This window comes from Microcoleus sp. (assembly GCF_041354475.1).
Classification (GTDB): domain Bacteria; phylum Cyanobacteriota; class Cyanobacteriia; order Cyanobacteriales; family Microcoleaceae; genus Microcoleus.
The window spans coordinates 86,220-109,722 of sequence record NZ_JBGJZU010000003.1 but is presented as its reverse complement, the minus strand read 5'-3'; the positions used below and the strand labels follow the sequence as shown (position 1 = coordinate 109,722).

Annotated in this window: 16 protein-coding genes and 1 pseudogene; 9 read left to right on the top strand and 8 right to left on the bottom strand. The window is 44.4% G+C overall.

From position 1 onward, the window contains the following. The first annotated feature begins 437 nt into the window (after positions 1 to 437). A complete protein-coding gene (locus ACBR23_RS01870) occupies positions 438 to 1,706 on the top strand; it encodes an RNA-guided endonuclease InsQ/TnpB family protein (RefSeq protein ID WP_371118450.1) in 1,269 nt (422 codons plus the stop codon). Between the two features lie 127 nt (positions 1,707 to 1,833). On the opposite strand, the gene ACBR23_RS01865 is transcribed toward ACBR23_RS01870, so the two are convergent. From ACBR23_RS01865 to psbN, 4 genes are all read right to left on the bottom strand, one after another. Then, the gene (locus ACBR23_RS01865) at positions 1,834 to 2,829 is read right to left on the bottom strand and encodes a hypothetical protein (protein WP_340521496.1); all 996 of its coding nucleotides are present in this window, start codon (positions 2,827 to 2,829) and stop codon (positions 1,834 to 1,836) included. A gap of 593 nt (positions 2,830 to 3,422) precedes the next feature. After that, the gene (locus ACBR23_RS01860; protein WP_341734313.1) at positions 3,423 to 4,337 is read right to left on the bottom strand and encodes an MBL fold metallo-hydrolase; all 915 of its coding nucleotides are present in this window, start codon (positions 4,335 to 4,337) and stop codon (positions 3,423 to 3,425) included. Position 4,338: 1 nt separating this feature from the next. Continuing rightward, positions 4,339 to 5,439 carry a chorismate synthase gene (aroC, locus tag ACBR23_RS01855; protein WP_371114909.1) on the bottom strand — a complete coding sequence of 367 codons (1,101 nt, stop codon included), beginning with the start codon at positions 5,437 to 5,439 and terminating at the stop codon, positions 4,339 to 4,341. Positions 5,440 to 5,668: 229 nt separating this feature from the next. Beyond that, entirely contained in the window at positions 5,669 to 5,800 is a 132-nt protein-coding gene (gene psbN, locus ACBR23_RS01850) for a photosystem II reaction center protein PsbN (RefSeq protein ID WP_190742515.1), read from the bottom strand. Positions 5,801 to 6,130: 330 nt separating this feature from the next. Here psbN and psbH point away from each other — a divergent pair, with 330 nt between their 5' ends. The 6 genes from psbH to ACBR23_RS01820 all read left to right on the top strand — a co-directional run bounded on the left by psbH (position 6,131) and on the right by ACBR23_RS01820 (position 15,732). Further along, positions 6,131 to 6,334, top strand: a complete 204-nt coding sequence (gene psbH / locus ACBR23_RS01845; protein WP_340521490.1) for a photosystem II reaction center phosphoprotein PsbH — start codon at positions 6,131 to 6,133, stop codon at positions 6,332 to 6,334. 158 nt (positions 6,335 to 6,492) lie between these two features. Continuing rightward, the gene (locus ACBR23_RS01840) at positions 6,493 to 6,753 is read left to right on the top strand and encodes a TatA/E family twin arginine-targeting protein translocase (protein WP_340521487.1); all 261 of its coding nucleotides are present in this window, start codon (positions 6,493 to 6,495) and stop codon (positions 6,751 to 6,753) included. After that, positions 6,754 to 7,416 (top strand): aminoacyl-tRNA hydrolase, encoded by a 663-nt coding sequence (gene pth / locus ACBR23_RS01835; protein WP_371114908.1) that lies wholly within the window; start codon positions 6,754 to 6,756, stop codon positions 7,414 to 7,416. It abuts the gene before it with no gap. Beyond that, entirely contained in the window at positions 7,413 to 7,679 is a 267-nt protein-coding gene (locus ACBR23_RS01830; RefSeq protein WP_340521483.1) for a DUF3146 family protein, read from the top strand. Before pth ends, ACBR23_RS01830 begins: the two co-directional genes overlap by 4 nt. Positions 7,680 to 7,894: 215 nt before the next feature. Beyond that, a complete protein-coding gene (locus ACBR23_RS01825; protein ID WP_371118449.1) occupies positions 7,895 to 10,213 on the top strand; it encodes an FAD-dependent oxidoreductase in 2,319 nt (772 codons plus the stop codon). 260 nt (positions 10,214 to 10,473) lie between these two features. After that, positions 10,474 to 15,732 carry an AAA family ATPase gene (locus ACBR23_RS01820; RefSeq protein ID WP_371118448.1) on the top strand — a complete coding sequence of 1,753 codons (5,259 nt, stop codon included), beginning with the start codon at positions 10,474 to 10,476 and terminating at the stop codon, positions 15,730 to 15,732. Between the two features lie 227 nt (positions 15,733 to 15,959). On the opposite strand, the gene ACBR23_RS01815 is transcribed toward ACBR23_RS01820, so the two are convergent. Then, positions 15,960 to 16,781, bottom strand: coding sequence for a CPBP family intramembrane glutamic endopeptidase (locus tag ACBR23_RS01815; protein ID WP_371114905.1), 822 nt, complete (start codon positions 16,779 to 16,781; stop codon positions 15,960 to 15,962). A 397-nt stretch (positions 16,782 to 17,178) separates the two neighbouring features. On the opposite strand from ACBR23_RS01815, the pseudogene ACBR23_RS01810 reads away from it, so the two are divergent. Together ACBR23_RS01810 and ACBR23_RS01805 are read left to right on the top strand one after the other, a co-directional pair. Beyond that, a pseudogene (locus ACBR23_RS01810) lies at positions 17,179 to 17,427 on the top strand (zinc ribbon domain-containing protein); the annotation flags it as partial. A 34-nt stretch (positions 17,428 to 17,461) separates the two neighbouring features. Further along, entirely contained in the window at positions 17,462 to 18,949 is a 1,488-nt protein-coding gene (locus ACBR23_RS01805) for a GTP-binding protein (RefSeq protein WP_371118447.1), read from the top strand. Positions 18,950 to 19,022: 73 nt separating this feature from the next. Here ACBR23_RS01805 and murI read toward each other — a convergent pair whose 3' ends face one another. The 3 genes from murI to ACBR23_RS01790 form a co-directional block, all read right to left on the bottom strand. After that, the gene (gene murI / locus ACBR23_RS01800) at positions 19,023 to 19,865 is read right to left on the bottom strand and encodes a glutamate racemase (RefSeq protein ID WP_371114902.1); all 843 of its coding nucleotides are present in this window, start codon (positions 19,863 to 19,865) and stop codon (positions 19,023 to 19,025) included. Positions 19,866 to 20,097: 232 nt separating this feature from the next. Next, positions 20,098 to 21,576, bottom strand: coding sequence for an N-acetylmuramoyl-L-alanine amidase (locus ACBR23_RS01795; RefSeq protein ID WP_371118446.1), 1,479 nt, complete (start codon positions 21,574 to 21,576; stop codon positions 20,098 to 20,100). A gap of 505 nt (positions 21,577 to 22,081) precedes the next feature. After that, complete coding sequence (locus ACBR23_RS01790; protein WP_371114900.1) at positions 22,082 to 23,056, bottom strand: alpha/beta fold hydrolase; 975 nt, start codon at positions 23,054 to 23,056, stop codon at positions 22,082 to 22,084. Between the last annotated feature and the right edge of the window lie 447 nt (positions 23,057 to 23,503).

Genomic DNA, 23,503 nt, shown 5'->3' with positions numbered 1-23,503 from the left:
CTCCAAGGTAATATACTTAATTTTGGCTATTTTTATAAAAAACAACCGTATTTTTACGTATTTGTCTTCATTATACATATCTGGAGCCAAACCGTCAAAAAGTTAATATTTTTTAACAAATGAGGTTGCTGATGGACTGATTCCTGTTTCCCAAGGAGCCAATCCCGATCGCAAATCCGGGCAAAGCTACCCACTTTAGGGTCGATCGCTAATTTCTGCATCTCCTTGCCCCTCTCCCCTTGCCTCTGGTCTCCCCAGGCTCAAGAGGGGTTTTTTCACCGAAAAACGAGACGGAAGCCTCTGGCTTTTAGACATGAGGAGGAAGTCGGTAGCGGTTTCAACCGCCTTCAATATTTTTTTGTATTGGTTGTTTTGTAGTCATATTTAAATCTTCAATCAGGAATACTATGCTAATATAAACCAAGGAGGAAAACAGAATGTATGGATGCCAGCAAAATCTAATTAGTCCAGACAAAAACTTAAAAGCAGTCTTAGAATTCCTGTGTAGTGAAGCCTCAAAATTAATTAATTGTGGAACTTATTATGCCAGACAACTATTCTTCAAAACTGGCAGGATGCCGAGTAGAGCAAAGCTACATAAAGTTTTAGGAACGGACAATCGAAACATTCATTATAAAGCTTTTTATTCAGATACTGCACAGCAGATACTGACTAGCGTTGCTGAATCTTTCCAATCCTATTTGGGCTTGCTAGCTGGAATCAAAGGAGGGACAGTGACGCAACATCCAAGACTTCCTGGATACAGACAAGGCGGATTAGCACTTGTAACTTTTACAGGTAGATCGGTCAAATTAAAAGATGGAATGTTGCGATTTCCTTTAGGGAAGCAAGTTAAAGCTTGGTTTGGCATAGATGCGTTTTATCTGGCGATGCCATCTAACTTAGAATATGCTTCTATTCGAGAGTACAGAATTTTACCCAGGAACGGGTGTTTTTATCTAGAATTGGTTTACCAAAAAGAAGCTGTTCAATCCGGTATCAACGTTGATTATGTATTGATGATCGACCACGGGATGGACAACTGGATCACTTGTGTCAGCAATATTGGAACTTCATTCATCGTAGACGGAAGGCATCTCAAGTCCATCAACCAAGGCTACAACAAACGAGTAGCGACCTTGATGTCTGGAAAAAACAATGGATTCTGGTCGAAAAGACTGGAACGGCTGACCGAAAGCAGAAATAGAACAATGCGGGATGCAGTTAATAAAGCTGCTCGTAAGGTCATTAATCATTGTGTATCTTCCAAGATTGGTACAGTCATATTTGGATGGAACAAAAATCAAAAAGATTCGCTAAATCTGGGTACAAAGACTAATCAAAAATTTGTGCAGATTCCTACGGGTAGGTTAAAAGCTCGAATTGCTCAACTGTGCGAACAGTACGGAATCAAATTCGTAGAAACCGAAGAATCCTATACTTCAAAAACTTCTTTTCTTGATGCAGACGAACTGCCTAAATTCGGCGAAAAACCCGAAGGGTGGAAAGCTTCTGGAACCAGAATTAAACGTGGATTGTATCGGACTGCAAAGGGGTGGCTAGTTAATGCAGACTGCAATGGGTGTGCAAATATTGGCCGTAAAGTAGCAACAATGCTTGGATTGGATCTAAGTGGAGTTGGTAGAGGTGACTTGTCAGCACCTGTAAGACTTAAATTGTGGTCTTATGAATCCCCTCGCCTTTAGGCATGGGGAGATGTCAACCGGATTGGCGTTGGTTCCCCTGGGGCGATATCCTATAAGCAAGCCGATCGAGCAATCCGAAAACTCGATCGGCTAAGGTATTCAATAGAGGGCGATCGCCCGCCATCCTTTAAATGTGAAAGTGATAAAAGATACTACCATCGTCTTTAATTTCGCAATGAGCATTAAAGACTTCCGCTTGTTCGTTCAAAAAACGCTGGGCGACATCCGGCGACAGTCGCGTCTCCATCGCAAATCGCACCAGAGTGATTTCCCCATTACCTTCTTTGATCAGTCGGTACAAAGCACTTTGGAGGCGATCGCTCTCTTCTCGTTGAAAAGCTGCTTTATACCTCCAATCCGCCACCGTGGGAATCAAACCGCGACTGACTAAAATAGACAGCAGCAAGCCAAGTCCCAAAATCAAAGGCACTGTCGGATCGGAAGTTGGTGTCGCCACAATTTGTGGCGTTTGGGAAGGGGCCAAACTACTCACCATTTCTTTCTCCGACGCTTGCGTATCCGCCATTGCAAGCTGAGTTTTGTTGTAAAAGTCTTGCTGAACCTTGATTTGTTGCAACAGGCGAGCTCGCTCTCTTTCATATTGGTCGAGCTTTTGCTGAGCTTGTTTCAGTTCTTGAGTGACTTGTGCCAAGCGTTGATTGAGGGATTGATTGACGGATTGCCACCGATATTGGTTAATCAGGCGGCTCTTTTCCACCATCCCCTTCATCAACATATCCGCTGTTTTGATAGCTTGCTGCTGATCGAGCGATCGATACCCAACAGCAATCTCTAGCGGTTGTTCCGGCTTAGAAATCTTGACGCTAGCATTTTCTCTCACCTGTTGAGGCGACAACTTCACGGCATCTGCCACTGCTTTGACAACATTATCTGCCAACAGAACATCCGGTGTCAGTTGTTCCCCTTGCTTGAGAATAGTAGTACCGGTGCTAGAAAATTTGACTGGCGGACTATTAGAAGTCAGAGTGCCTTGAGCCATGAATCCGGGAGGCGGGGCTAGACGGTAGGCAAGGGCCCCTGAAATGCCCATAATTACAGCAAAACTGCCTAAAGCAATCCATCTGTATCGATTAGCTGGTGATTTAAAACGTAAATTTGCCATTTTGATAGTCAAGTCATAACATTCGCTTGCCGCAGCTACTGGTAAACCAAATAGCGATCGTCTTTTTCTTGTGAGTTAAATTGACTGCTGAAAAAGCTCTCAGCTTGTAGCGAAAAGCTCTGAGCTTTTCAGATTTGTCAATATCCAGGAGCAGAAACAGCCGATCGCGCTTTCATTTTATCAGAGCCATAACCTCAGCTTTTGTCCTTAAGAATAAATCTGTTACCAGGATTTGGGAAGTCTATGGACTGCCAACTGGCACTTTTGACCGATCGCCTCGCAGTGTTTGTTGACATTTAAAACTGTCACCTTTTCACCGCGAAGACTTAGGCTGGTCAGAATGGCTTGTTTGATTACTCTTACAAGCCCCGTCTCTTAAGAGCGGGGTTCCTGACCCAATTATCTGACATCTTGGCTGGAAGCGGACGCAGTTCCACCAGGAAAAAATCTTAAATACTCTGTCCAAAAAGTTATAGAACAAAGATTATACCACTTACCTATGAGTTTGCTATAAATTTAAAAAATTGTGGAGCCGATCGATCTGACCAACTCCACATCATCATTTTGATTAGCAATGGACACAGGAGCAACATTCAGATGCCGATGGGTAAAATCAAGCCTTCCCGCGCCATTACCGCCTTGGGGAAAGCCACTTGCACTTCCAGAGCAATGCGATCGAGAAAATCGTCAGTATGAGCCGGATCGTGGTGGAAAATCACCACACGCTTCACCCTAGCCTCCTTACCCATTCTCACCGCTTCCTGCCAAGTCGAGTGTCCCCAGCCTATCTTGGGAGACTTGGGGTTGTGATATTCCTCGTCCGTGTACATCGCGTCATAAATCAGCACATCAGCATCAAGGGCGAGATTATAGATATTTTCATCCAGTCGATCGGGAAAATGCTCCGTATCCGAACAATAAACAACGGATCTTCCCTGCCAAGTCACCCGATATCCCATAGCAGTATTGGGGTGATTCAGAGAACCAGTCCGAATCTCAATATCATCCAGCATCATAGTCTGGTTGTGAAACAGTTCGTTGAAATTCAAATCTGCCTGCAAACCCATCAGTGGCACCGGGGAATTCGAGTGTAGCACCCGTTCCACAAAGTGCCTTTTCAGGCAATCTCCATCCGGTGGAGTCGCCCCGTAAATATCAAATCTATTCCCACGGATAAAAGCGGGAGCAAACAGAGGAAACCCTTGAATGTGATCCCAATGATAGTGAGTAAAAAACATATAAGCTTGCACCGGCATTTCTTGCAGCAACTGGTCTCCCAGCATCCGCAAACCAGTACCGCCGTCAAAAATCAGGCGTTTTCCACCCACGCGCATTTCCAAACAAGAAGTATTACCGCCATAGCGAACAGTTTCTACTCCCGGTGTCGGAACACTGCCCCGCACACCCCAGAACTGCACTACAAAATCATCTATACCTTCCATTGCTTCAGACTGTTGAGGGCAATCATCAAAGGGAGTTGCCGCTACAGAGGACAAGCTGATTTCCATTTTAAAATTCAGACTTTAAGGTTTCACATTGTCCGTAATGGCGGAGGAGATGGTCGCACAACACTAAAGCTACCATCGCTTCCACCATTGGCACTGCTCTTGGCAAAACGCAAGGGTCGTGCCGTCCTTTTGCAGCCAGCAGCGTTTCTGCTCCCTCGCGGGTGACTGTACGTTGCTGCTGACGAATGGTCGCAGTGGGCTTGAAGGCTGCCCGGAGAATTATATTTTCGCCGTTAGCAATGCCACCCTGAATTCCACCAGAACGGTTTGTTACGGTACGAATCACACCCTGTTCATCAGTATAGTATTCATCATTGTGTTGGCTGCCTGTCAGGAGAGTTCCTGCGAAGCCCGATCCAATTTCAAACCCTTTGCTAGCTGGCAACGACATGATAGCTTTGGCCAAGTCAGCTTCTAGTTTGTCGAATACTGGCATTCCCAGACCTTTGGGTACGTTGCGGGCGACGCACTCCACCACGCCCCCGATGGAATCACCGCTATCCCGAACTTTTTCAATAAGTTCAATCATTCTTTCGGCACATTCAGCATCTGGACAGCGAACTATGTTGCTTTCTACTTGTTCTAAAGTGACAGTATCGGGGTCTGTAACACCTTCTAAGTCTTTGATGCGTTTGACATAGCCGACTATTTCGACTCCGGCTACTTGTTTGAGAATTTTTTTGGCGATCGCCCCTGCTGCTACTCTACCAATAGTTTCCCTTGCCGAACTGCGACCACCACCTTGCCAGTTACGAATTCCGTATTTAGCATCGTAGGTGGCATCAGCGTGGGAAGGGCGATAGGTAGTCGCCATTTCGCCATAGTCTTGGGGACGAGTGTCTTGATTGCGGACTAAAATGGCGATCGGCGTTCCCAGAGTTTTACCTTCAAACACCCCGGACAGAATCTCGCAACTATCAGCCTCTTTACGGGGAGTCGTAATTTTGCTTTGACCCGGACGGCGGCGATCGAGTTCCGCTTGAATTTCCGATGCGTCAATGGACAGGAGTGGCGGGCAACCGTCAATTACCACTCCCACCCCACCGCCATGAGATTCGCCAAAGGTCGAAATCCGAAACAAATGCCCAAATGAGTTGCCCATGATGCTTTAGCTTGAAACCTAATAATTTTTAGCTTAAATCGAATAGAGATTTACTGTATTTCTGAAAAATATACCATTGACGAGTATGCCACAGGCGATCGGCCTACACAATTACTCCCTTCCCGGTAGAAGAATATCTACCAGGGAGAGGGGGATGGGGCCTAAAAGCATGGAGCCTAAAAGCATTAATCTGACTGATGACTACTGACTGATGACTACTGACTAATGACTAATCTTCGTGTTCTTCAAAAGGATCTCTCAATTCCTTAGCGGGAGGGCCAAAGGCGGTGTATATCGAAAAGCCGGTGATTGCCACCAGACACACGCCCAGGGAAATGCCTAGAACTGCTGCGGGTTCCATAGTTTTGATTGATTATGAGTGCTCCTCCTCATAATATTACAAAAAATAACATTTTGTGTAATATTATATTGATTTGAGACGCCATAGGATATGGAGGCGACACAGGGATAAAACCAAGGTGAGGAGAAGGAGTATCTGCAAGCTGAATTTTATTTTTTACTTAGGTTGTGGAAAACACGTCAAATCCTCTCTATCACAGCATTTTTCTCATCTTTCGCCACAGACTCACTGTCGGCTAATTCCGATCGCCCACTAGATCCCGAAATTGCGATCGTCATTAGCGGTGGAAATATGTCAAACTTTTCTGTAGAGATTCATTGCAGGTGACTTATGGCACAACGGACTTGGTTAGGAGATATACTCAAACCCCTTAACTCTGAATACGGCAAGGTAGCCCCCGGTTGGGGAACTACTCTTTTGATGAGTACGTTCATTGGACTGTTTTTTGTGTTCTTGTTGATTATTTTGCAAATCTACAACTCTTCTCTCATTCTAGAAAATGTAGATGTAGATTGGTCGAGTCTTGGCCGCTAAAAATTGAGCCCGAAAAAGTCAGGCTACAAGTAAAAGCTGAGGGTAGAGGAGAAAGGACAAAAACTATGTTTTCCCATTTTTCCTTTTTTCCTTGCCCTTTTCGATTACTTTCTCCCTAAATAAATGATAACTAATTAAATCGATCGCAGGAGCAACAAATGAATATTTTTGGCATTGGTTTGCCGGAAATGGCAGTAATTTTTACGATCGCCCTATTGGTATTTGGTCCGAAAAAATTGCCCGAAATTGGTCGCAGTATGGGCAAGGCACTTCGCGGATTTCAGGATGCCTCGCGGGATTTTGAGTCCGAGTTGAACCGGGAAGCCAAGCAATTAGAAGAAGCCGTCGTCAGTAGCAGCAAACCAGAAACAGAAAAACTCGCGGCCGCTAATCCCAAGGAAGATAGCGCAAACAGTTAGATGAATAAGACTCAGAAGTCAGAAACACCAGCCGAGTTAGTGATTCCGCAGTTAATAGTTGGTCTAGGAAATCCCGAACCTAAATACGATCGCACCCGACACAACATCGGCTTTAATGCTGTCGATGCCTTGGCACAATCTTGGCAAATTTCTTTGTCGGAAAATCGGAAATTTCAAGGCATCTTTGGCGAAGGAAATCGGCCGCGGGGACAAAAAATTCGCTTGCTGAAACCGCTGACCTATATGAATCTTTCCGGTCAATCAATTCGTGCAGTGGCGGATTGGTACAAAATACCTGCCGAATCGGTGTTAGTAGTATACGACGATATGGATTTGCCGATCGGGAAAATCAGAATGCGACTTTCCGGTTCCGCAGGCGGGCATAATGGAATGAAATCAGCGATTGCTCATTTGGGTACAGACAAGTTTCCCCGCTTACGCATCGGCATTGGTAAACCTCAAAACGAAGTTTCTCAGAAGGAGAAAGATACCATTTCCTTCGTTTTAGGAAAATTTTCCTCAGAGGAAATCCAGTTATTAGAAAATGTGCTTAAACTGGTTAGAGAAGCTGTGGAACTTAGCCTCCATCAGGGAGTGGAAAAGTCTATGAGCCTTTACAATAGTCGCACGATCGCAGCAATAAATGCGGAAACAAAAAGGTGAGTTCGAGACGTTTACCTGAAACTACTGCATATGTCCGGGTTACTGGTCAATCTTGGCAAAAAGGCACGATTGAAGGTGAAGTAAGTGCCGGCAGTTTCGAGTGGCAGTTTCAGTGGCGTTTCAGGGAAGAAAAAACACTGATACTTGAGCCTTCTCAAGGTAGGGCTTTGATTCAAGAACCCCTACATCGTTTTCTAGAAAAGTGGGATTATCAGCTTGAACCTGGTGGGGACTATTCGTTTACGGTTCGGGCTGAGTTTTAAGATTTTGATATTTATATTAAAAAGTGTGAGCGATCGTTACTCGTAAAAGATAACGGAGATTTACTGGCTGAACCGCCCAGCTCAACGCCAGCGATCGTTGTCGTTCTTGTATTAACGAAAAAGTCCGTAAAGACAGTCAAAGATCTCAAATAGGTTCTATAATACATTTTGATGTTATCGATGACGATCGCTCCAAGAGTATCAGGAAGATATGTATGCCATTTTACGAACTGCTAAATGCTTCACAACGCCAAAAATCATCTCCCAATTCCGAAGATATCCTAGGTGTAATCGACACCATTTTTGACTACGTTGAATTTGTTAAGGGCGATCGCATTGCTACGCTTCCTGAAGACCTTTGGGGAACGGAAGTGGCGGTGATCGGTGCAGGAGTTGCTGGATTGGTTGCTGCCTACGAACTTTTGAAAATGGGTGCAAAACCTGTGATTTTTGAAGCTAGCCATCGCATTGGCGGACGAGCTTATTCTAAACACTTCACCGAATTTGATGGCAAAGAATCTCCTGTTGTTGCCGAGTTGGGTGCGATGCGGTTTCCTCCCTCTGGCAAGCTCTTTTTTTACTATCTTACCGAAGTTTTCAAGCTGCCGCATCCCGACGGAAGTGGTTTTCCCGATCCGGGGAAAGTCCCCACAAAACTGTATTACCAAAATGAACCGATCGACTGGCCCCAGGGTTTACCGCATCCGGACGATCGAGAATTTGAACGCATTGGCAACGAGTTTAATGCTTTTGTAAATAAGCTAGTCGAGCCACTGAAAAAAGCTTGGGGGGAACTAGCAACTGCCAAAGAAAAAGGCGATACTCAAGAGTACGAACAAAAGCGGAAACAGCTAACGCAAATTTGGCAAGGTTATATCTATCGCTATCAAAATGTCAGCTTCTACGAAGCAGTGCGTCAAGGGATTTCCAGTTGGACAGATGAAGATGCCAACAAATTTGGCGCATTGGGCATCGGTTCGGGAGGGTTTGGGCCGTTATTTCCGCTCAATTTCCTAGAATTCCTGCGCATCATCGCTAACGGGTGGGAAGACAACCAGCAACTTCTTCCTTTTGGCATCACTACTTTTATCCAGAAATTTTACACTGAACCAGTGGATTCTCCTCTAGGGAGGCGATCGCTGCAAGATTTAAATACTCTGCATCTCAACACTCCAATTACCGCCATTAAATACAAAAATGGTAAACCCGTCGTTTATTATACCAATCCCGATCTAAGCGAGCGATCGAAGTCCTTTGAAGCTGCGATCGTTACCAGCACAACTCGCTCAATGCAGTTTATGGGATTAACCCTCGACTCTCCTAGCAATTCTGATGCGGTTATCGCTCAACAATCCGTTAAAGTGGCGTTACGCAACCTTCATTTAACTACTTCTTCAAAACTGTTTATTCGGACGCAAACGAAGTTTTGGTTGGATGAAAATGACCAGCCCAAACCGAATATTCCGCAAAACATTCAAACTGACGAACTACCGCGCGGCATCTACGCCCTTGACTACCCCCAGGAATACAACCCCGACCAAAATGGAGTTGTCGTGGTTAGCTACACTTGGGAAGATGATTCAACTAAGTTAATGGCACTAAGCCCGCAAGAGAGGCTGGCAGTGTTTAAAAAATCGATCGCCCGCGTGAGTCCGGAGTTTGCGGAAAATCTCGTTCCCCTTCAGTTTAAGGACAAGGATGGTAAGGACAAGGACGATATTTTGTGCATAGACTGGCAAGCAGAAAATTATTACTACGGCGCGTTTAAGCTTCAGTATCCCGGACAAGAACCCAATATTCAGGCGGCTTACTATCAATTTTTAAGCGTTTTGGACGATCGCGATCGAGGAGTGTACCTGGCTGGTGATAGCGTTTCTTGGGCAGGAGGTTGGACAGAAGGAGCGATGCACACAGCAATTAATGCTGCTTGCGCTGTGGCTAAACGTCTAGGTGCAAAAGTTAAAGACAACTCACCTCTAACTCAAGACTCGCGCCTGTACTATTACGGGCAACGCTTACTGCGCTATGAAAAAGCCGTTGGCTATTCAAACCATACCAATAATGAGCTTTACAATTGGTTTGATGATACAGAAGCAGCGAAAAATCAAGTTTTTCCATTTTTGACTAAAATTGTTGTTCGTCACGGGGATATTATAGATCGCCTGCAAATATGCTATGGCGATGAATGTATGTTTGCGCGTGGCGGTAACGGCGGTACAGAAAGTATCTTTAACATCGAACCAGGAGATACTCTCGTTGAAGTTTCGGGTTATTACGGTACTTGGTATGGTTGGACAGCGATTCTGCAATTAACCTTGACAACTCAAAATGGTCAAACCGCAACTTACGGCACAACCAACAATGCTATCAATATCTCGTATTTTTCTTTTACTGCTAACTCAGAGCAAAAAGAACGCATCTTAGCTTTTCATGGTTCTACATTTTCAGGAAACTTGGCAAACGGACGCGCTACTTCGTTTTTAGGGTCTCTAGGGGTAACGATTCAATATCCGGATACTTCTCTTGAAGGATAATCCGGCTGACTGAAGGTTGCAGCACGCGGGAATTAACCTAAATCGTGCTGCTCTTTTATCTATCTAAATTATCTCGTACTAAGTAAGTCGGTGGAAATAGTTACAACTATGTAATGAAATATTAAGTGGTGCGAATGGAGTTGAATTTAATACGTTCCGCAGTATGGTTTCCTTTTTCTGCTCTAACTTCTAAATATTGTCGTAAATTAGGTTATTATTTGCGCATATCAAAACTTTAATTTATTGACTGGATAATTATAATGACGATCGTACTTAGTGGTTACCAGATTCTCAGTCAAATTTACGAAAGCACCAATTCTATAGTTTATCGAGGTATCCGACAACAGGATAACCAACCTGTTATCCTCAAAACGCTAAAGCAGGACTATCCCACGCCTGCTGAGCTGACCCGCTACAAGCAGGAGTATGAGATTGCCAGCAATCTGAACATCGAGGGAGTCATCAAAGTCTACAGCCTCCAGGCATATCAAAGGATGTTGGTCATCGTCCAGGAAGATTTTGGTGGTAGCTCGTTGAAGATGTTGATGAACAATCCTGTAGAAGCACAAAACATTGCCTCCCTACGCCAGTTTCTCCACATCGCCATCAAAATAGCAGAGATTTTGGGTAACATTCATGCTGCCAACGTTATTCACAAGGATATTAACCCTGCCAATATTCTTCTCAATCAAGAAACAGGACAAGTAAAAATTATCGATTTTGGCATTTCCACCGTCTTCACTCGTGAAAATCCCACCCTGAAAAGCCCGAATATTTTAGAAGGGACATTAGCTTATATTTCTCCAGAGCAAACCGGGAGAATGAATCGCTTCCTCGATTACCGCACTGACTTTTATTCTCTTGGTATTACCTTCTGCGAACTCCTGACCGGACAACTTCCATTTACTACTAATGATGTTTTAGAATTGGTACATTGTCATATTGCTAAACAGCCCGATTCACCCCATCAAATCAAGCCAGAAATACCCAAGCCTGTTTCCGATATTGTGATGAAAATGATAGCGAAAACGGCTGAAGATCGATATCAAAGTGCTTTTGGCATCAAAGCTGATTTAGAAATATGTCTGAACCAGTTACAAACCCAAAACCTAATTGAGCCATTCAATCTCGGTTCTAAAGATACCTCCGGCAAGTTTCAAATTCCCCAAAAAATCTACGGACGTGAAGCAGAGATTGTTACTTTATTAGAAGCATTCGAGCGAGTGGCAGCAGGGAAAATAGACGGAATCGAACTGATGCTGGTAGCGGGTTATTCGGGAATTGGCAAATCAGCATTAGTACAAGAAATTTACAAGCCAATTACTCGCGACCGCGGCTATTTTATTGCTGGAAAATTCGATCAGTTTCAGCGTAATATTCCCTACTCGGCTGTAGTGGCAGCTTTTTCAGACTTGGTTCGACAACTGTTAACAGAAACAGAAACACAACTAAATAAATGGCGACAAAAAATATTAACAGCTTTAGGTGTTAACGGTCAGATCGTAATTGATGTAATTCCTGAAGTAGAACTGATTCTTGGCAAACAACCACCAGTGCCCAATTTAGGCTCTGCTGAAGCGCAAAATCGCTTTAATTTAGTATTCCAAAACTTTATTCGCACTTTTTGCGATCGAGATCATCCGTTAGTTATCTTTTTGGATGACTTGCAATGGGCCGACTCTGCTACTCTCAAATTAATTCAACTAATGATGACGGATGCAGAAACGCAATACCTATTTTTAATAGGAGCGTATCGAGATAACGAAGTCAACTTAACTCATCCTTTGATGATGGCTTTGGAAGACATCCGCACTGGAGGTGCGACTGTCAATACGATCGCGCTCGCACCTTTAAGTATAGAACATATTAGCCAGCTTATTGCTGATACATTGTCTGCTAACATAGAAACCATAAAATCATTATCCAAATTAGTATTTAGTAAAACTAATGGAAACCCTTTTTTTGTTAACGAAATTTTGAAAAAGTTGTACAATGAAGAGCTGATTTATTTCAATTTTTACTCGCATATTTGGCAATGGAATATCGCCCAAATTGAACAAACATCGATTACTGAAAATGTAGTTGACTTAATGATTGCCAAGCTCAAGAAATTGCCTGAATCAAGTCAGCAATTATTGCATTTTGCAGCTTGTGTAGGAAGAGATTTTGATTTGAAGATCCTATCACTTATTTCCGGAAAATCGGTAGTAGAGCTTTTTTCAGATCTCAAAGTTGCCATTCAGTCAGAGTTAATTATTTCCTTATCAGAATTAGATTCTGAACTTTTAATCCAATATTATAAATTTGGACACGATCGCATCCAGGAAGCTGCATATGCTTTGATTGATGAATCACAGAAAAAAGCAATTCATTTACAAATTGGTCGCTTAATTCGGCAAAACAGGCGATCGGAAACCTTATCCGAAAAAGTATTTGAAGTTGTCGATCATTTTAATAAAGCTGGTGAAATTATTACGGAGCGACAAGAGCGAGACGAAATTGCCAAGCTAAATTTCATAGCGGGTCATAAAGCAAAAGCAGCAACAGCTTATGGTGAAGCTGTTCAATATTTGCATAAGGCATTAGATCTCTTAGCAGAAAATAGTTGGGAACTCCAGTACGAATTGACACTAAATATTTATACAGAAGCGGTACAGGCAGAATACTTAAATACCAATTTTGAAGAAGCTGAAAAGCTTTCTGAGATTCTATTTCAACAAGCCAAAACTGTACTCGATCGAATTAATGTTTACGAGGCAAAGATACAGTTTGCTTGCGTTCAAAATCAGATGTCTTGTGCGATAGATACTGGCTTGCAACTTCTGGAAATGCTGGGCGTGTCTTTGTCACACTCACCGCCGACCAACTTAAACATTGACAGTCTTTATGAATTGCCAGAAATGACTGACCCTGCCTTATTGTCAGCCATGCGTATATTAGTAAATTTATTTAGTCCTGCCTATATTAGTAATCCTGCCTTATTACCGACGATCGCATTTACCATGCTCGAACTATGTCTTCGAGAAGGGAATTCGCCCCAAGCTGCTTTTGCTTACGCTTTTTATGGAGTTCTTTTGTGTACGGAAATGAACGATATCGAGGCGGGATATAAGTTTGGTAGATTAGCTTTGCAGGTGTTAGATAAATTTGAATCGAGCTATATAAAATGCAAGGTTCATGAAGTATTTAATGCCTTCATTAGACACTGGAAAGAACCTGCTCGTGCCTCAATAGAAGCTTTGCGCCAAACCGTTCGATTCGGGATGGAAACTGGAGATTTAGAATTTGCCGGTTATTCTGCTCTTCACTATTGTGCTTACATATTATTGGTGGGAGAGCCTTTGGAGTCAGTTTATGATAAGCAAATGACTTATATTGATTTTTTTCATAAATCAAAACAGGAATTTTCATTTTATTATGCCAAAAATTGGGTGTATTTAGCCTGGAATTTACTTGGTAAAACTGACAATAATAATCGCTTAATGGGTGAGCTTTTCAACGAAGAAGAAATGCTAGTATTCTTTAAAGAGAATAATAATTTTAGTTCTTTATTTTGCTTTTATCTAGTCATAACTATGCTTAGTTATCTATTTAAAGACTATCAGGAAGCTGCAAACAATGCAGCGATCGCTACGGAGTACGAACAAGCGATGGCAGGATTGCTTCCTGCCACTCAACATCCATTTTACTATTCTTTATCCCTTCTGGCTTTATACCCAAATGCCGATCACGAGCGAAAAATAGAATATCTCGAACAAGTAAATCTCAATCAAAATAAAATGAAAAAATGGGTCGATTGTGTGTCGGTCAACTTCCAGCACAAATACGACTTAGTGGAGGCTGAAAAAGCTAGGGTATTAGGTCATAATTGGCAAGCAGCAGAGCTTTACAATCGAGCGATTAAGGGTGCTATAGACAACGGATATATTCAAGATGAAGCTCTGGCTTATGAGTTGGCGGCTGAATTTTATCTAGCAAGTGGTATGGACAAAATTGCCGAAACCTATTTGCAAGAGACATACTATAGCTATACTCGCTGGCAAGCTTGGGCAAAAGTTAAGGATTTGGAATCAAGATATCCGCAGTTACGAACTAAATCTTTGGCAGCCACTCGCATTACAGAAGCGCGCACGAGTGTAACCCAAATACAAACTACCACAAGTTCAGACATCGCTTTAGATTTCGCCACAGTCATCAAATCCTCCCAAGCGATTGGGAGTGAAGTTATGTTAGAGCAACTACTACCGAAATTGCTCAAGATTTCGATCGAAAATGCCGGGGCGCAAGTTGGTTTCCTAATTTTAGAATCTCAGGAAAGATTGTTGATTGAAGCTGAAGGCTCTGTGGATTCAGAACGAGTCACTGTCTTGCAGTCAATCAACATTGAAACTAGCGAAAAACTGCCACTAGGTGTCATCCAATACGTGGCGAGAACTCGAGAAGATGTCGTTTTATCGGATGCTGCTAAGGAAGGAGTTTTTACTAGCGAACCTTATATGGTTAAAAATCAGCCTAAGTCACTCTTATGCACTCCTATTATTAATCAAGGCAAACTCATCGGCATTCTGTACTTAGAAAATAATCTGACTACAGGAGCTTTTACTTCTGATAGATTGGCAGTTTTAAAGATATTATCTTCCCAAGCAGCGATTTCGATCGACAATGCTCGACTCTATCAAAACTTAGAAGATAAAGTCGAAGAACGCACGGCTCAACTAGCTCAAGCAAATCAAGAAATTAGCACCCTAAATCAGAAACTCAAAGCCGAAAATGTCCGCATGAATGCAGAACTTAATATTGTCAAACAATTGCAACAAATGGTGTTGCCCAAACAGTCAGAACTCGCAGCAATTGAAGGTTTAGAAATAGCTGGATTTATGGAACCGGCAGATGAAATTGGCGGTGATTACTACGACGTATTGCAACAGGATGGAAGAGTTAAAATTAGTATTGGTGATGTCACCGGACATGGTTTAGAAAGTGGCGTGTTGATGATTATGGCACAAACTGCTGTCAGGACGCTTCAGAAAATGAACGAAACAGATCCTGTGAAGTTTTTGGATATCATAAACCAGACACTTTATGACAATCTCCAGCGCATTGACTCGGATAAAAATATGACTTTAGCCATCTTAGATTATGCCGGAGGTGTCCTGAAATTAAGCGGACAACATGAAGAAATGATTGTGGTGCGGGCTGATGGAACATTGGAGTGCGTAGACACGATGGATTTAGGCTTTCCCATTGGCTTAGTAGAAGAGATTGGCGACTTTGTTGCTCAAGCAGAAGTGCAGTTAAATCCTGGGGATGTGGTGGTGCTTTATACTGATGGAATTCCTGAAGCTAAAAATATTAGTAAAGTGCAGTACGGATTAAAAAGGTTGTGGCAAGTGGTGGTTGAAAATCGTCAACGCTCAGCCCAGGAAATTCGGGAAGCTGCGATCGCTGATGTGCGACAGTATATTGGTGTTCAGAAGGTTTTTGATGATATTACTTTGGTGGTAATCAAGCAAAAATAGAGTTCTTTTGTTACATAGTTATAAACTTTATAACCACATTTTATGCTAAATCTAGCCTACAGGAATTAGTGTTGTAAAATACGGATGACCGAAAAGCTGACTGCATAAGTCTTCTTCCTTCTTCCTGAATTTCCCCCCTAGGGGGGGGGCAGGGGGGGTGACTTCTTCCTTCTTCCTTCTACTTAGTATGTGAGATTTGAGGATACGAACTACCAACCAGCGATCGACTAATGAGAATTTTCAGAAATTTTTCGCATTCCTAAAACCAATGTACCTAAAAACAATAGCCCGATCGCACCAGCTAGCGGATTGCCGTTAACTCCCGTCACCCAGTCCGGTACCGAACCAGAATATATAATTAATTTCCCGACATTAATCATATAATATCCCCAAACTAAACCTGCATGAAAGCCGATCGGCAAACCAAGACGATTTTGGCGCGATCGCTTTCCCCCAACCAATATCAAACCCAACAGCAACAACCCCGGAAACTGCGGCCAACTCCGCAGCATGGCAACCACAGGTTTGATAAAATGGGATAGGGCAAACAAAATGCTATTCGCCCACAAAGATACTCGATCGCTGTAGTCCCGCTGCAACTCATCGAGCAACCAACCACGGAATACCAACTCCTCCGCAAAACCCACTCCTAAAGCACTCAAAAGCCCTTCTGCAATGATTCTAGGCAAATTATCTGAATTTTGCCATGAGACGAAACCGAGCAGTCCTTGCACCCCAAATAAGCTGAAAGTGAGCAAAAGCCCGATCGCCAATCCAATTAAAAACTCGAAACCGTTCTGTCTAGTATTGATCAAACCATAGCTTTTGATCACTTGGCTGTTTCCGTAAACTTTTTTTCCCCAGAGTCGCACCAAGAACAGAAACTCACTAAACAACAGTGCCATAGTTAGAATAGTGGCGAGGTTGCTGTCTTTAACTAATAAGTAAATTGGTGCTGCTAGGGGCAACCAGATGGATAATAAAGCTAACAGGAAAATGAGGATGCGCCCCAAAAATGGATAACTGGCTATTTTAATTAATTTAGTCATTAACCCTCAAATAACACGCGCTTTCCATCAGTCCAGCAGGGGTTTAAACCCCTGCCTCATAGCTAAAGTCGGTTAAAACCGACTCAAGATTATAATAGAATATATTATCAATATTAGTCCTCTTTTAGAGCAGGGGTTTAAACCCCTGCCTCATAGCTAAAGTCGGTTAAAACCGACTCAAGATTATAATAGAATATATTATCAATATTAGTCCTCTTTTAGAGGACTTTAGCTATGAGACAGGGGTTTTTAACCCCTGTCGGACTCTCGAACTCACAAACAAGACTGGTACTACATTTAAACTGAAAATTGAGATCTGTGAGCCATGCCCTACTGCTACTTACTGGACTCTGTACGAAGCAGGCACAGAAAGCTAGAATAGCATTGTAGTCAGGCAAGTGAAATGCCTTTAGATGTGAGGGAATGGACTTGTCATCACTGTGGCACTCGTCACGACAGGGATGGAAACGCCGCCACAAATATTAGAGCAGAAGGACTCAGAATGCTAAAGACGGATGGTTCAGCCGTTTCTGCTGTAGGAGGGGAGGTAAGACCTTCATGGGGACGGAAGTCTGTCTTGAGGCACTCGCCTGTGATTACAGAAGCTCCCGCGTTGTGCGTGGTACTCCAGGTTAGCGGTGAGTAGTTCACATAAAACAAAGCTATCAAATCAGGGAACAATGACTGAAGACTCCGATTTCTCCAATGTCGATCGAGAATTAGATGACACAATTTTAAGCTTCGCAGATATTCAGGCAGAACTCAACCTCCGCCATGCTACAGATGCTCTGCGAGATATCGTAGAAAATCTCGACTTGACTCCCATCGAGCGAACTGGACTAGAGCCGGAAATTAGGGGGTTGGAGAAAATGCTCGATAAGCTAGAGCGCGCTTGTGTCCAAATCGCTGTGTTTGGAATGGTGGGGAGGGGCAAATCTTCGGTTTTGAACGCGCTTTTGGGTCAAAATGTGTTTGAAACAGGCCCGACTCACGGCGTGACTCGCACCACAACGATTGGACAGTGGGATGTTGGTGATGGAGTTAATCAAAATTTGCCCGATGGCTTACGCCCCGCTACGCTACGATTTTCGCCGATTATTTACCGTTTGTCGCAAGTTGAATTAATCGATACTCCGGGAATAGATGAAGTTGATGGCGAAACTCGCGAACTTTTGGCTAGGCGCATTGCGAAACAAGCAGATTTGATTTTGTTTGTGGTGGCGGGCGACATTACGAAGGTGGAATATCAAGCACTTTCGCAATTGCGAGAAGCCGGAAAACCGATGTTATTAGTATTTAATAAAATTGACCAATATCCCGATGCAGACAGATTGGCAATTTATCACAAAATTCGGGACGATCGCGTGAAAGAATTGTTATCTCCTGATGAAATTGTGATGGCTGCTGCATCACCTTTGACGGCGAATGCAGTGCGCCGTCCCGATGGCAGTATGGGCGTGAAAATGACTCGCGGTTTGCCACAAGTTGAGGATTTAAAATTAAAGATTTTGGAGATTTTAGACCGGGAAGGTAAGTCTTTGGTCGCTTTGAATACGATGCTCTGTGCAGGGGATATTAACGAGCAGTTGGTGCAGCGGAAAATGGAAATTCGAGAGGATGCTGCTAATCGGATTATCTGGAATGGGGTAATGACTAAAGCAGTGGCGATCGCCCTTAATCCAATTACTGTAATTGATATCCTCAGCGGTGCTGTAATTGATGTGGTGATGATATTAACTCTGTCTAAAGTTTACGGCATTGCCATGACGGAAGCGGGAGCAGTGGAATTGTTACAAAAAATTGCCATTAGTATGGGGGGAATTACAGCGGGGGAATTGGTGGCGAATTTTGGTTTGAGTTCTTTGAAAGGATTGTTGGGTTTAGCGACACCGGCAACCGGGGGCTTAGCTTTAGGACCTTATGTTTCAGTAGCTATGACGCAAGCTGCGATTGGGGGAGTTTCTTGCTACGGAATCGGTCAAGTTACTAAGGCTTATTTGGCTAATGGTGCTTCTTGGGGAGATGATGGGCCCAAGGCTGTTGTCACCAAGATTTTGTCTTCTTTGGATGATGATTCTATTTTAAATAGGATTAAGGAGGAGTTGCGGGCCAAGCTGGATTTGCGGGAAGAAGCAAGAAGGATCAAAGTTGACACTCCTGGGCCTTAAGCCATGGGGATTCTGGAATCTACCTCCCGTTATACTGAAGGTTAACGGGAGTGCTGTTGAGATGGGATGGAGTTTATTCAACCGATTCGACGATCGATACCGTCGATCGCACCACCGTCGGCAGTACAATTTTCTCCACCGCAGGAGTACAGCCTAGCCACTGCACAGACACTTCGGCAAACTGCTCTGGCTGGCCACTGACGCAAAAACGAGTAGGCAAAGCAGTACCTGAATTCCGCAGCCCTAAAAGCTCTAATTCCTGAGCAGCAGCAGCCACTACCCGCACCGCCGGATCGATTAAATTGACCCCAGCAGGTAACAGCGATCGCAACACTGGAGCCAACAGCGGATAATGAGTGCAGCCGTAAATCAGCGTATCGATACGCTGCTGAATCAAAGGAGCTAAATATTCCCGCGCTACCTCAGTAGTGTAAGGATCGTAAATGCGGTTTTGCTCCACCAGTGGCACAAAAGCCGGACAGCTAACTTGCCACACTCGGCAAGAATTTTCCATTTCCAAAATCGCATTGCGATAAGCATTGCTAGCCGCCGTAGCAGGAGTGGCGATGACTCCAATCCGCTTCCCTTCCTGTACCGCAGCCTGGGCCCCCGGCAGAATTACTCCCAGCACCGGAATATCAAACTCAGCCTGCACCATTTCCATCGCCAAAGCCGAACTGGTGTTGCAGGCCATAATCACCATTTTCACATCCTGTTCCACCAGCCAAGTCATAATTTCCCGCACAAACTGCACAATCTCCGCAGCAGTACGAGTGCCATAGGGAACCCTCGCCGTGTCTCCAAAATAAAGTATTGATTCCTTGGGTAATTGTCGGTACAACTCCCTCAAGACAGTTAAACCACCTACCCCGCTATCAAAAATACCGATTCTTTGTTGTCCAGAGTCTGTTGTCATTGGTTAATTATTAGTTGTTAGTTGGCAGTTGGCAGTTGCTGTGCCCTGAGCGTAGTCGAAGGGTTAGTTGGCAGTTGGCAGTTGGCAGTTGGCAGTTGGCAGTTGGCAGTTGTTAGTTGTTAGTTGGCAGTTGGCAGTTGTTAGTTGGCAGTTGCTACCAATAACCAATAACTAATAACCAATTACCAATAACTAATAACCAATTACCAATTACCCTCTCTCCGCCAATATATTATCTTTGCTGAAGATACAGCAAAATGCCACGGGCGATCGAAGCAGCCATTTGACTGCGGTAAGCTGGATCGGAAAGCTTGGCAGCATCCTCCGCACCAGTCACAAACCCAACTTCCAGCAATACAGAAGGCATAGTAGTCTTTCTGAGAACATAAAACCTAGCCTGTCGCACTCGGCGGTCATCTGCCCCCGTCCCCTGCAAAATACTGGCGTGAATAGTCCTGGCCAAATCTAGTCCATTGTCGAAATAGTACGTTTCAATCCCGCTCACATCCGGCCGACTCATGTTAATGGCATTGGCGTGAATGCTCACGAATAAAGTAGCATTTAGTCGCTCGGCCAAAGAAACTCTTGGTTCCAGGTCAATTTCGCTGTCGTCAGTTCTACTCATCACCGCTTGTACCCCTTGCTGTTCCAGGATGCGGGCTACTTGAAAGGAGATATCCAAAACGATGTCCTTTTCCTGAATTCCGCCAATCCCTACAGCACCGGGATCGCGGCCACCGTGGCCTGGATCGAGGACTACTACTGAGCGGCGGTTGGAAACTGGGGGCAAATCGGTAGATCCGGTGATGGTTCTGGGCAACGGCTGGGGGTTGCGTGTTCGATCGACTGGTGGCTGCATACTAGGATAGGAGCGCACAGGAGGGTCTACCGTCAGCCGACGAGGGGTGGTGGGCGTCCTTGTACCCGCAGGTAGTACGGCAATGGAGCCCAAACTGGTTACAGATGCTCGCCACTGCGTGTTAGAACTATTCATCCGCAAAGTGACGCGGGTAATGGGGGGATCTGTTGGCAGTTGCCGGACTTCAATCCGTTCTACGCCGTGTTTGCCGTTAGTCTGGGGCTGTTGGCTGTTAAGCCCAGGAGCGAGAGTTGCGCCTTCAATATCTAGGGTGGCGATGTCCCCTGCGCGACTTTGTTGAAAGTTAATTTGGGGGCGGCCACCTAGGGTGCGGACTAAAAAACCGTCTGCTGTTACCTGAACGTTCTGAACTACAGTCGTTTCAGCGGTATTGGATGCCGTTGCAGATGGATCGACGGACAATCTTTCGCCACCCAATTCGGAACTGGAATTGGAATTTTCGGCTCGCGTTGGCGTTGGCAAATCCACTGTCCACTCGCTCGGAGAAATACCTCGAAATTTTATTTGAGCAGGGTCGATCGTAAATCCGTCTTTTAACTCAACCACTATTCTGGTGGTATCGTCGTCAAACTGCCCTAAACGCACGGATTCGATCGCCCCTGAGAAGGGCTGATTTAGGGATTGACGGCCCAGACTTGTCCCTGGTAAATCGATCACCAATCGGGTTGGGTTGAATATCAGTTGAGCCTTGGGTTGTACTCCCCCATCTGTTGTAATGTAAAGCCGGTTCTGTGAAGCATCAAACCGCCAAGATTGCAGTCTTGCTGCTTGGGCGGCTCCGGTGAGCAAAAATACACCTAAGAAACTCGGTAGTAGCCAGTGGAATTTCACGACAGTTTTTCCTCGTTTGCGTTGCTGCCTTTATCTGGAAGGGTGATGCTTTGCCCAAAGTATTTCAGGATTTGGCTGAAAGATGATGATTGGGGCGATCGCCGTTTCTCAGTTTTGGGCTAAATTGACTTTTTTATGCCTTAAGAGACTCACCAATGCCAGATTTTGGCACATAGTCGCCCTGTGACAGGCTGGTGGTCTATCGGTCCAAAGTTGATAGAAAGATTGCCGTACAAGGGAACATATTTATTTTTGGCAGTATAAAACGAGCTATTTCTGGAAGCTCGAAGGTAGAAGTTAGAAGGTAGAATTTTACGGTTATTCAAAGGAGCAATTTCAGGCATCGGATGCGATCGAGGGACGCGGGCTCAGTGAAATAGAATATCACCATTAGTCATTCATACTTGGTCAGATTTTTTTATGCTTGCTGTTGGCTGTTGACTGTTGGGTAGTCCAAGGGATTGTTACTGCTACTAACTAATGACCACTGACTAATGACTGCTGACTAATGACCACTGACTACTGACTTAAGTTCAAACTTCCCGGCCATCCAGTTCAAAATTTCTTGATTTACTTGTTCGGGGCATTCATCCTGGGGACAGTGGCCAGCATTATCTAATTCCACTAACTCTACATAATTGGGGCTGCATTCGACAAATTTATGAGGCTTCGCAAACTGGGGGGGAATCATGCGGTCTTGCCGACCCCAAATTAATAACATCGGAATTTTTAAGTTTCGTAACACACTCTTGACACTAGGTCCAAACTGTGAACTACCCACAGCTTTAAATAAAGCACAGAAGGCTCTGGCGGAACCTCGATCGCCAGCCGGGCCGGAGAGAATGTCTACTAATTCGTCGGTGATGGCATCGGGGCCAGAATAGGCAAAGGCGGCCCAGCGACGCACAAAAGAAGGCTTGCGGACTAGGTAGAACAGGGGCCTGAGTATGAGGGGGGAAACAAAGATACTTTCGACAAGTTCGATCGCGGGTAACAGCCACGACGGCACGGCCTCGGCTCGCACAGAGGGGTCTGGGAGGCTAATCATCACGATGCCAGCCACCATATCGGGGTGAGCCGCCGCCGCGGCGAGACAAATCAGGGAACCGATGGAATTTCCCACCAAAATTACCGGCTTTCGGACAAAAGTCAACCAAAAGTCATAAACTTGATCGACCCATACAGATACAGAGTAATTCAGGGGTGCTTTTTGGGAAGCTCCAAACCCCAACAAATCCAAGGCGTAAACTGTGTGAAATTCGGCGAGGGCAGCGAGATTGTGTCGCCAATGACCGATGGAAGCCCCAAACCCGTGCAGTAAAATTATTGGCGTGGTGGAATCGGCCATGGCGATCGTGCCTTGATTTGGCTGCGAAGGGGAACGAGAGGGACGCAAATAGGTATAGCGAGTTTGCCAACCACGCCATACCCAGTCTCTTTGAGTGCCAACCCGTTGGTGCCAGTGAAGAGAATTTGTCAATTTTGTCTACTCTCGCAACATAAATTTACAATCAACAATACCTATTCTACAGGCCAAATTGAAGGAATAGGGGACTTGCTCAAGCCCATGGCCAGAGAGGAGAGGTAAAGGGGTTTTAGTTGGTTCTGGAGGTTTTACCCTAAATTATTGACCATGGTGTCATGCTTCAGGGGCAAGCGGGAGTCGCGCGTGTGAAGTTAAAATAAAACTAAGCAGAAACTCAACCAGACTGAGTAGAATGGCAAGTATAATGTTTACCCCTGCCCAAAAGCAAGGGGCTTCAGGCGTTACTCCTTCTGGAGTCCTTGACCAGCCTCCTATGTTATAGATCAATTAGATCAATGGTGTTTGCGAGATTTTTCTGCTGACATCGGTTGATACGCCTTGGTTGAGAACTGATCTCAACTAATAAATTTGTTAGCAAAAGTTAGCAAAAAAGTATCGAAA

What these genes read in the sequence shown, in the direction of transcription:
- ACBR23_RS01870 (WP_371118450.1), top strand. Translation starts at nt 438, where the DNA reads ATGTATGGATGCCAGCAAAATCTAATTAGTCCAGACAAAAACTTAAAA.
- ACBR23_RS01865 (WP_340521496.1), bottom strand. Translation starts at nt 2,829, where the DNA reads ATGGCAAATTTACGTTTTAAATCACCAGCTAATCGATACAGATGGATT.
- ACBR23_RS01860 (WP_341734313.1), bottom strand. Translation starts at nt 4,337, where the DNA reads ATGGAAATCAGCTTGTCCTCTGTAGCGGCAACTCCCTTTGATGATTGC.
- aroC (WP_371114909.1), bottom strand. Translation starts at nt 5,439, where the DNA reads ATGGGCAACTCATTTGGGCATTTGTTTCGGATTTCGACCTTTGGCGAA.
- psbN (WP_190742515.1), bottom strand. Translation starts at nt 5,800, where the DNA reads ATGGAACCCGCAGCAGTTCTAGGCATTTCCCTGGGCGTGTGTCTGGTG.
- psbH (WP_340521490.1), top strand. Translation starts at nt 6,131, where the DNA reads ATGGCACAACGGACTTGGTTAGGAGATATACTCAAACCCCTTAACTCT.
- ACBR23_RS01840 (WP_340521487.1), top strand. Translation starts at nt 6,493, where the DNA reads ATGAATATTTTTGGCATTGGTTTGCCGGAAATGGCAGTAATTTTTACG.
- pth (WP_371114908.1), top strand. Translation starts at nt 6,754, where the DNA reads ATGAATAAGACTCAGAAGTCAGAAACACCAGCCGAGTTAGTGATTCCG.
- ACBR23_RS01825 (WP_371118449.1), top strand. Translation starts at nt 7,895, where the DNA reads ATGCCATTTTACGAACTGCTAAATGCTTCACAACGCCAAAAATCATCT.
- ACBR23_RS01820 (WP_371118448.1), top strand. Translation starts at nt 10,474, where the DNA reads ATGACGATCGTACTTAGTGGTTACCAGATTCTCAGTCAAATTTACGAA.
- ACBR23_RS01815 (WP_371114905.1), bottom strand. Translation starts at nt 16,781, where the DNA reads ATGACTAAATTAATTAAAATAGCCAGTTATCCATTTTTGGGGCGCATC.
- ACBR23_RS01805 (WP_371118447.1), top strand. Translation starts at nt 17,462, where the DNA reads ATGACTGAAGACTCCGATTTCTCCAATGTCGATCGAGAATTAGATGAC.
- murI (WP_371114902.1), bottom strand. Translation starts at nt 19,865, where the DNA reads ATGACAACAGACTCTGGACAACAAAGAATCGGTATTTTTGATAGCGGG.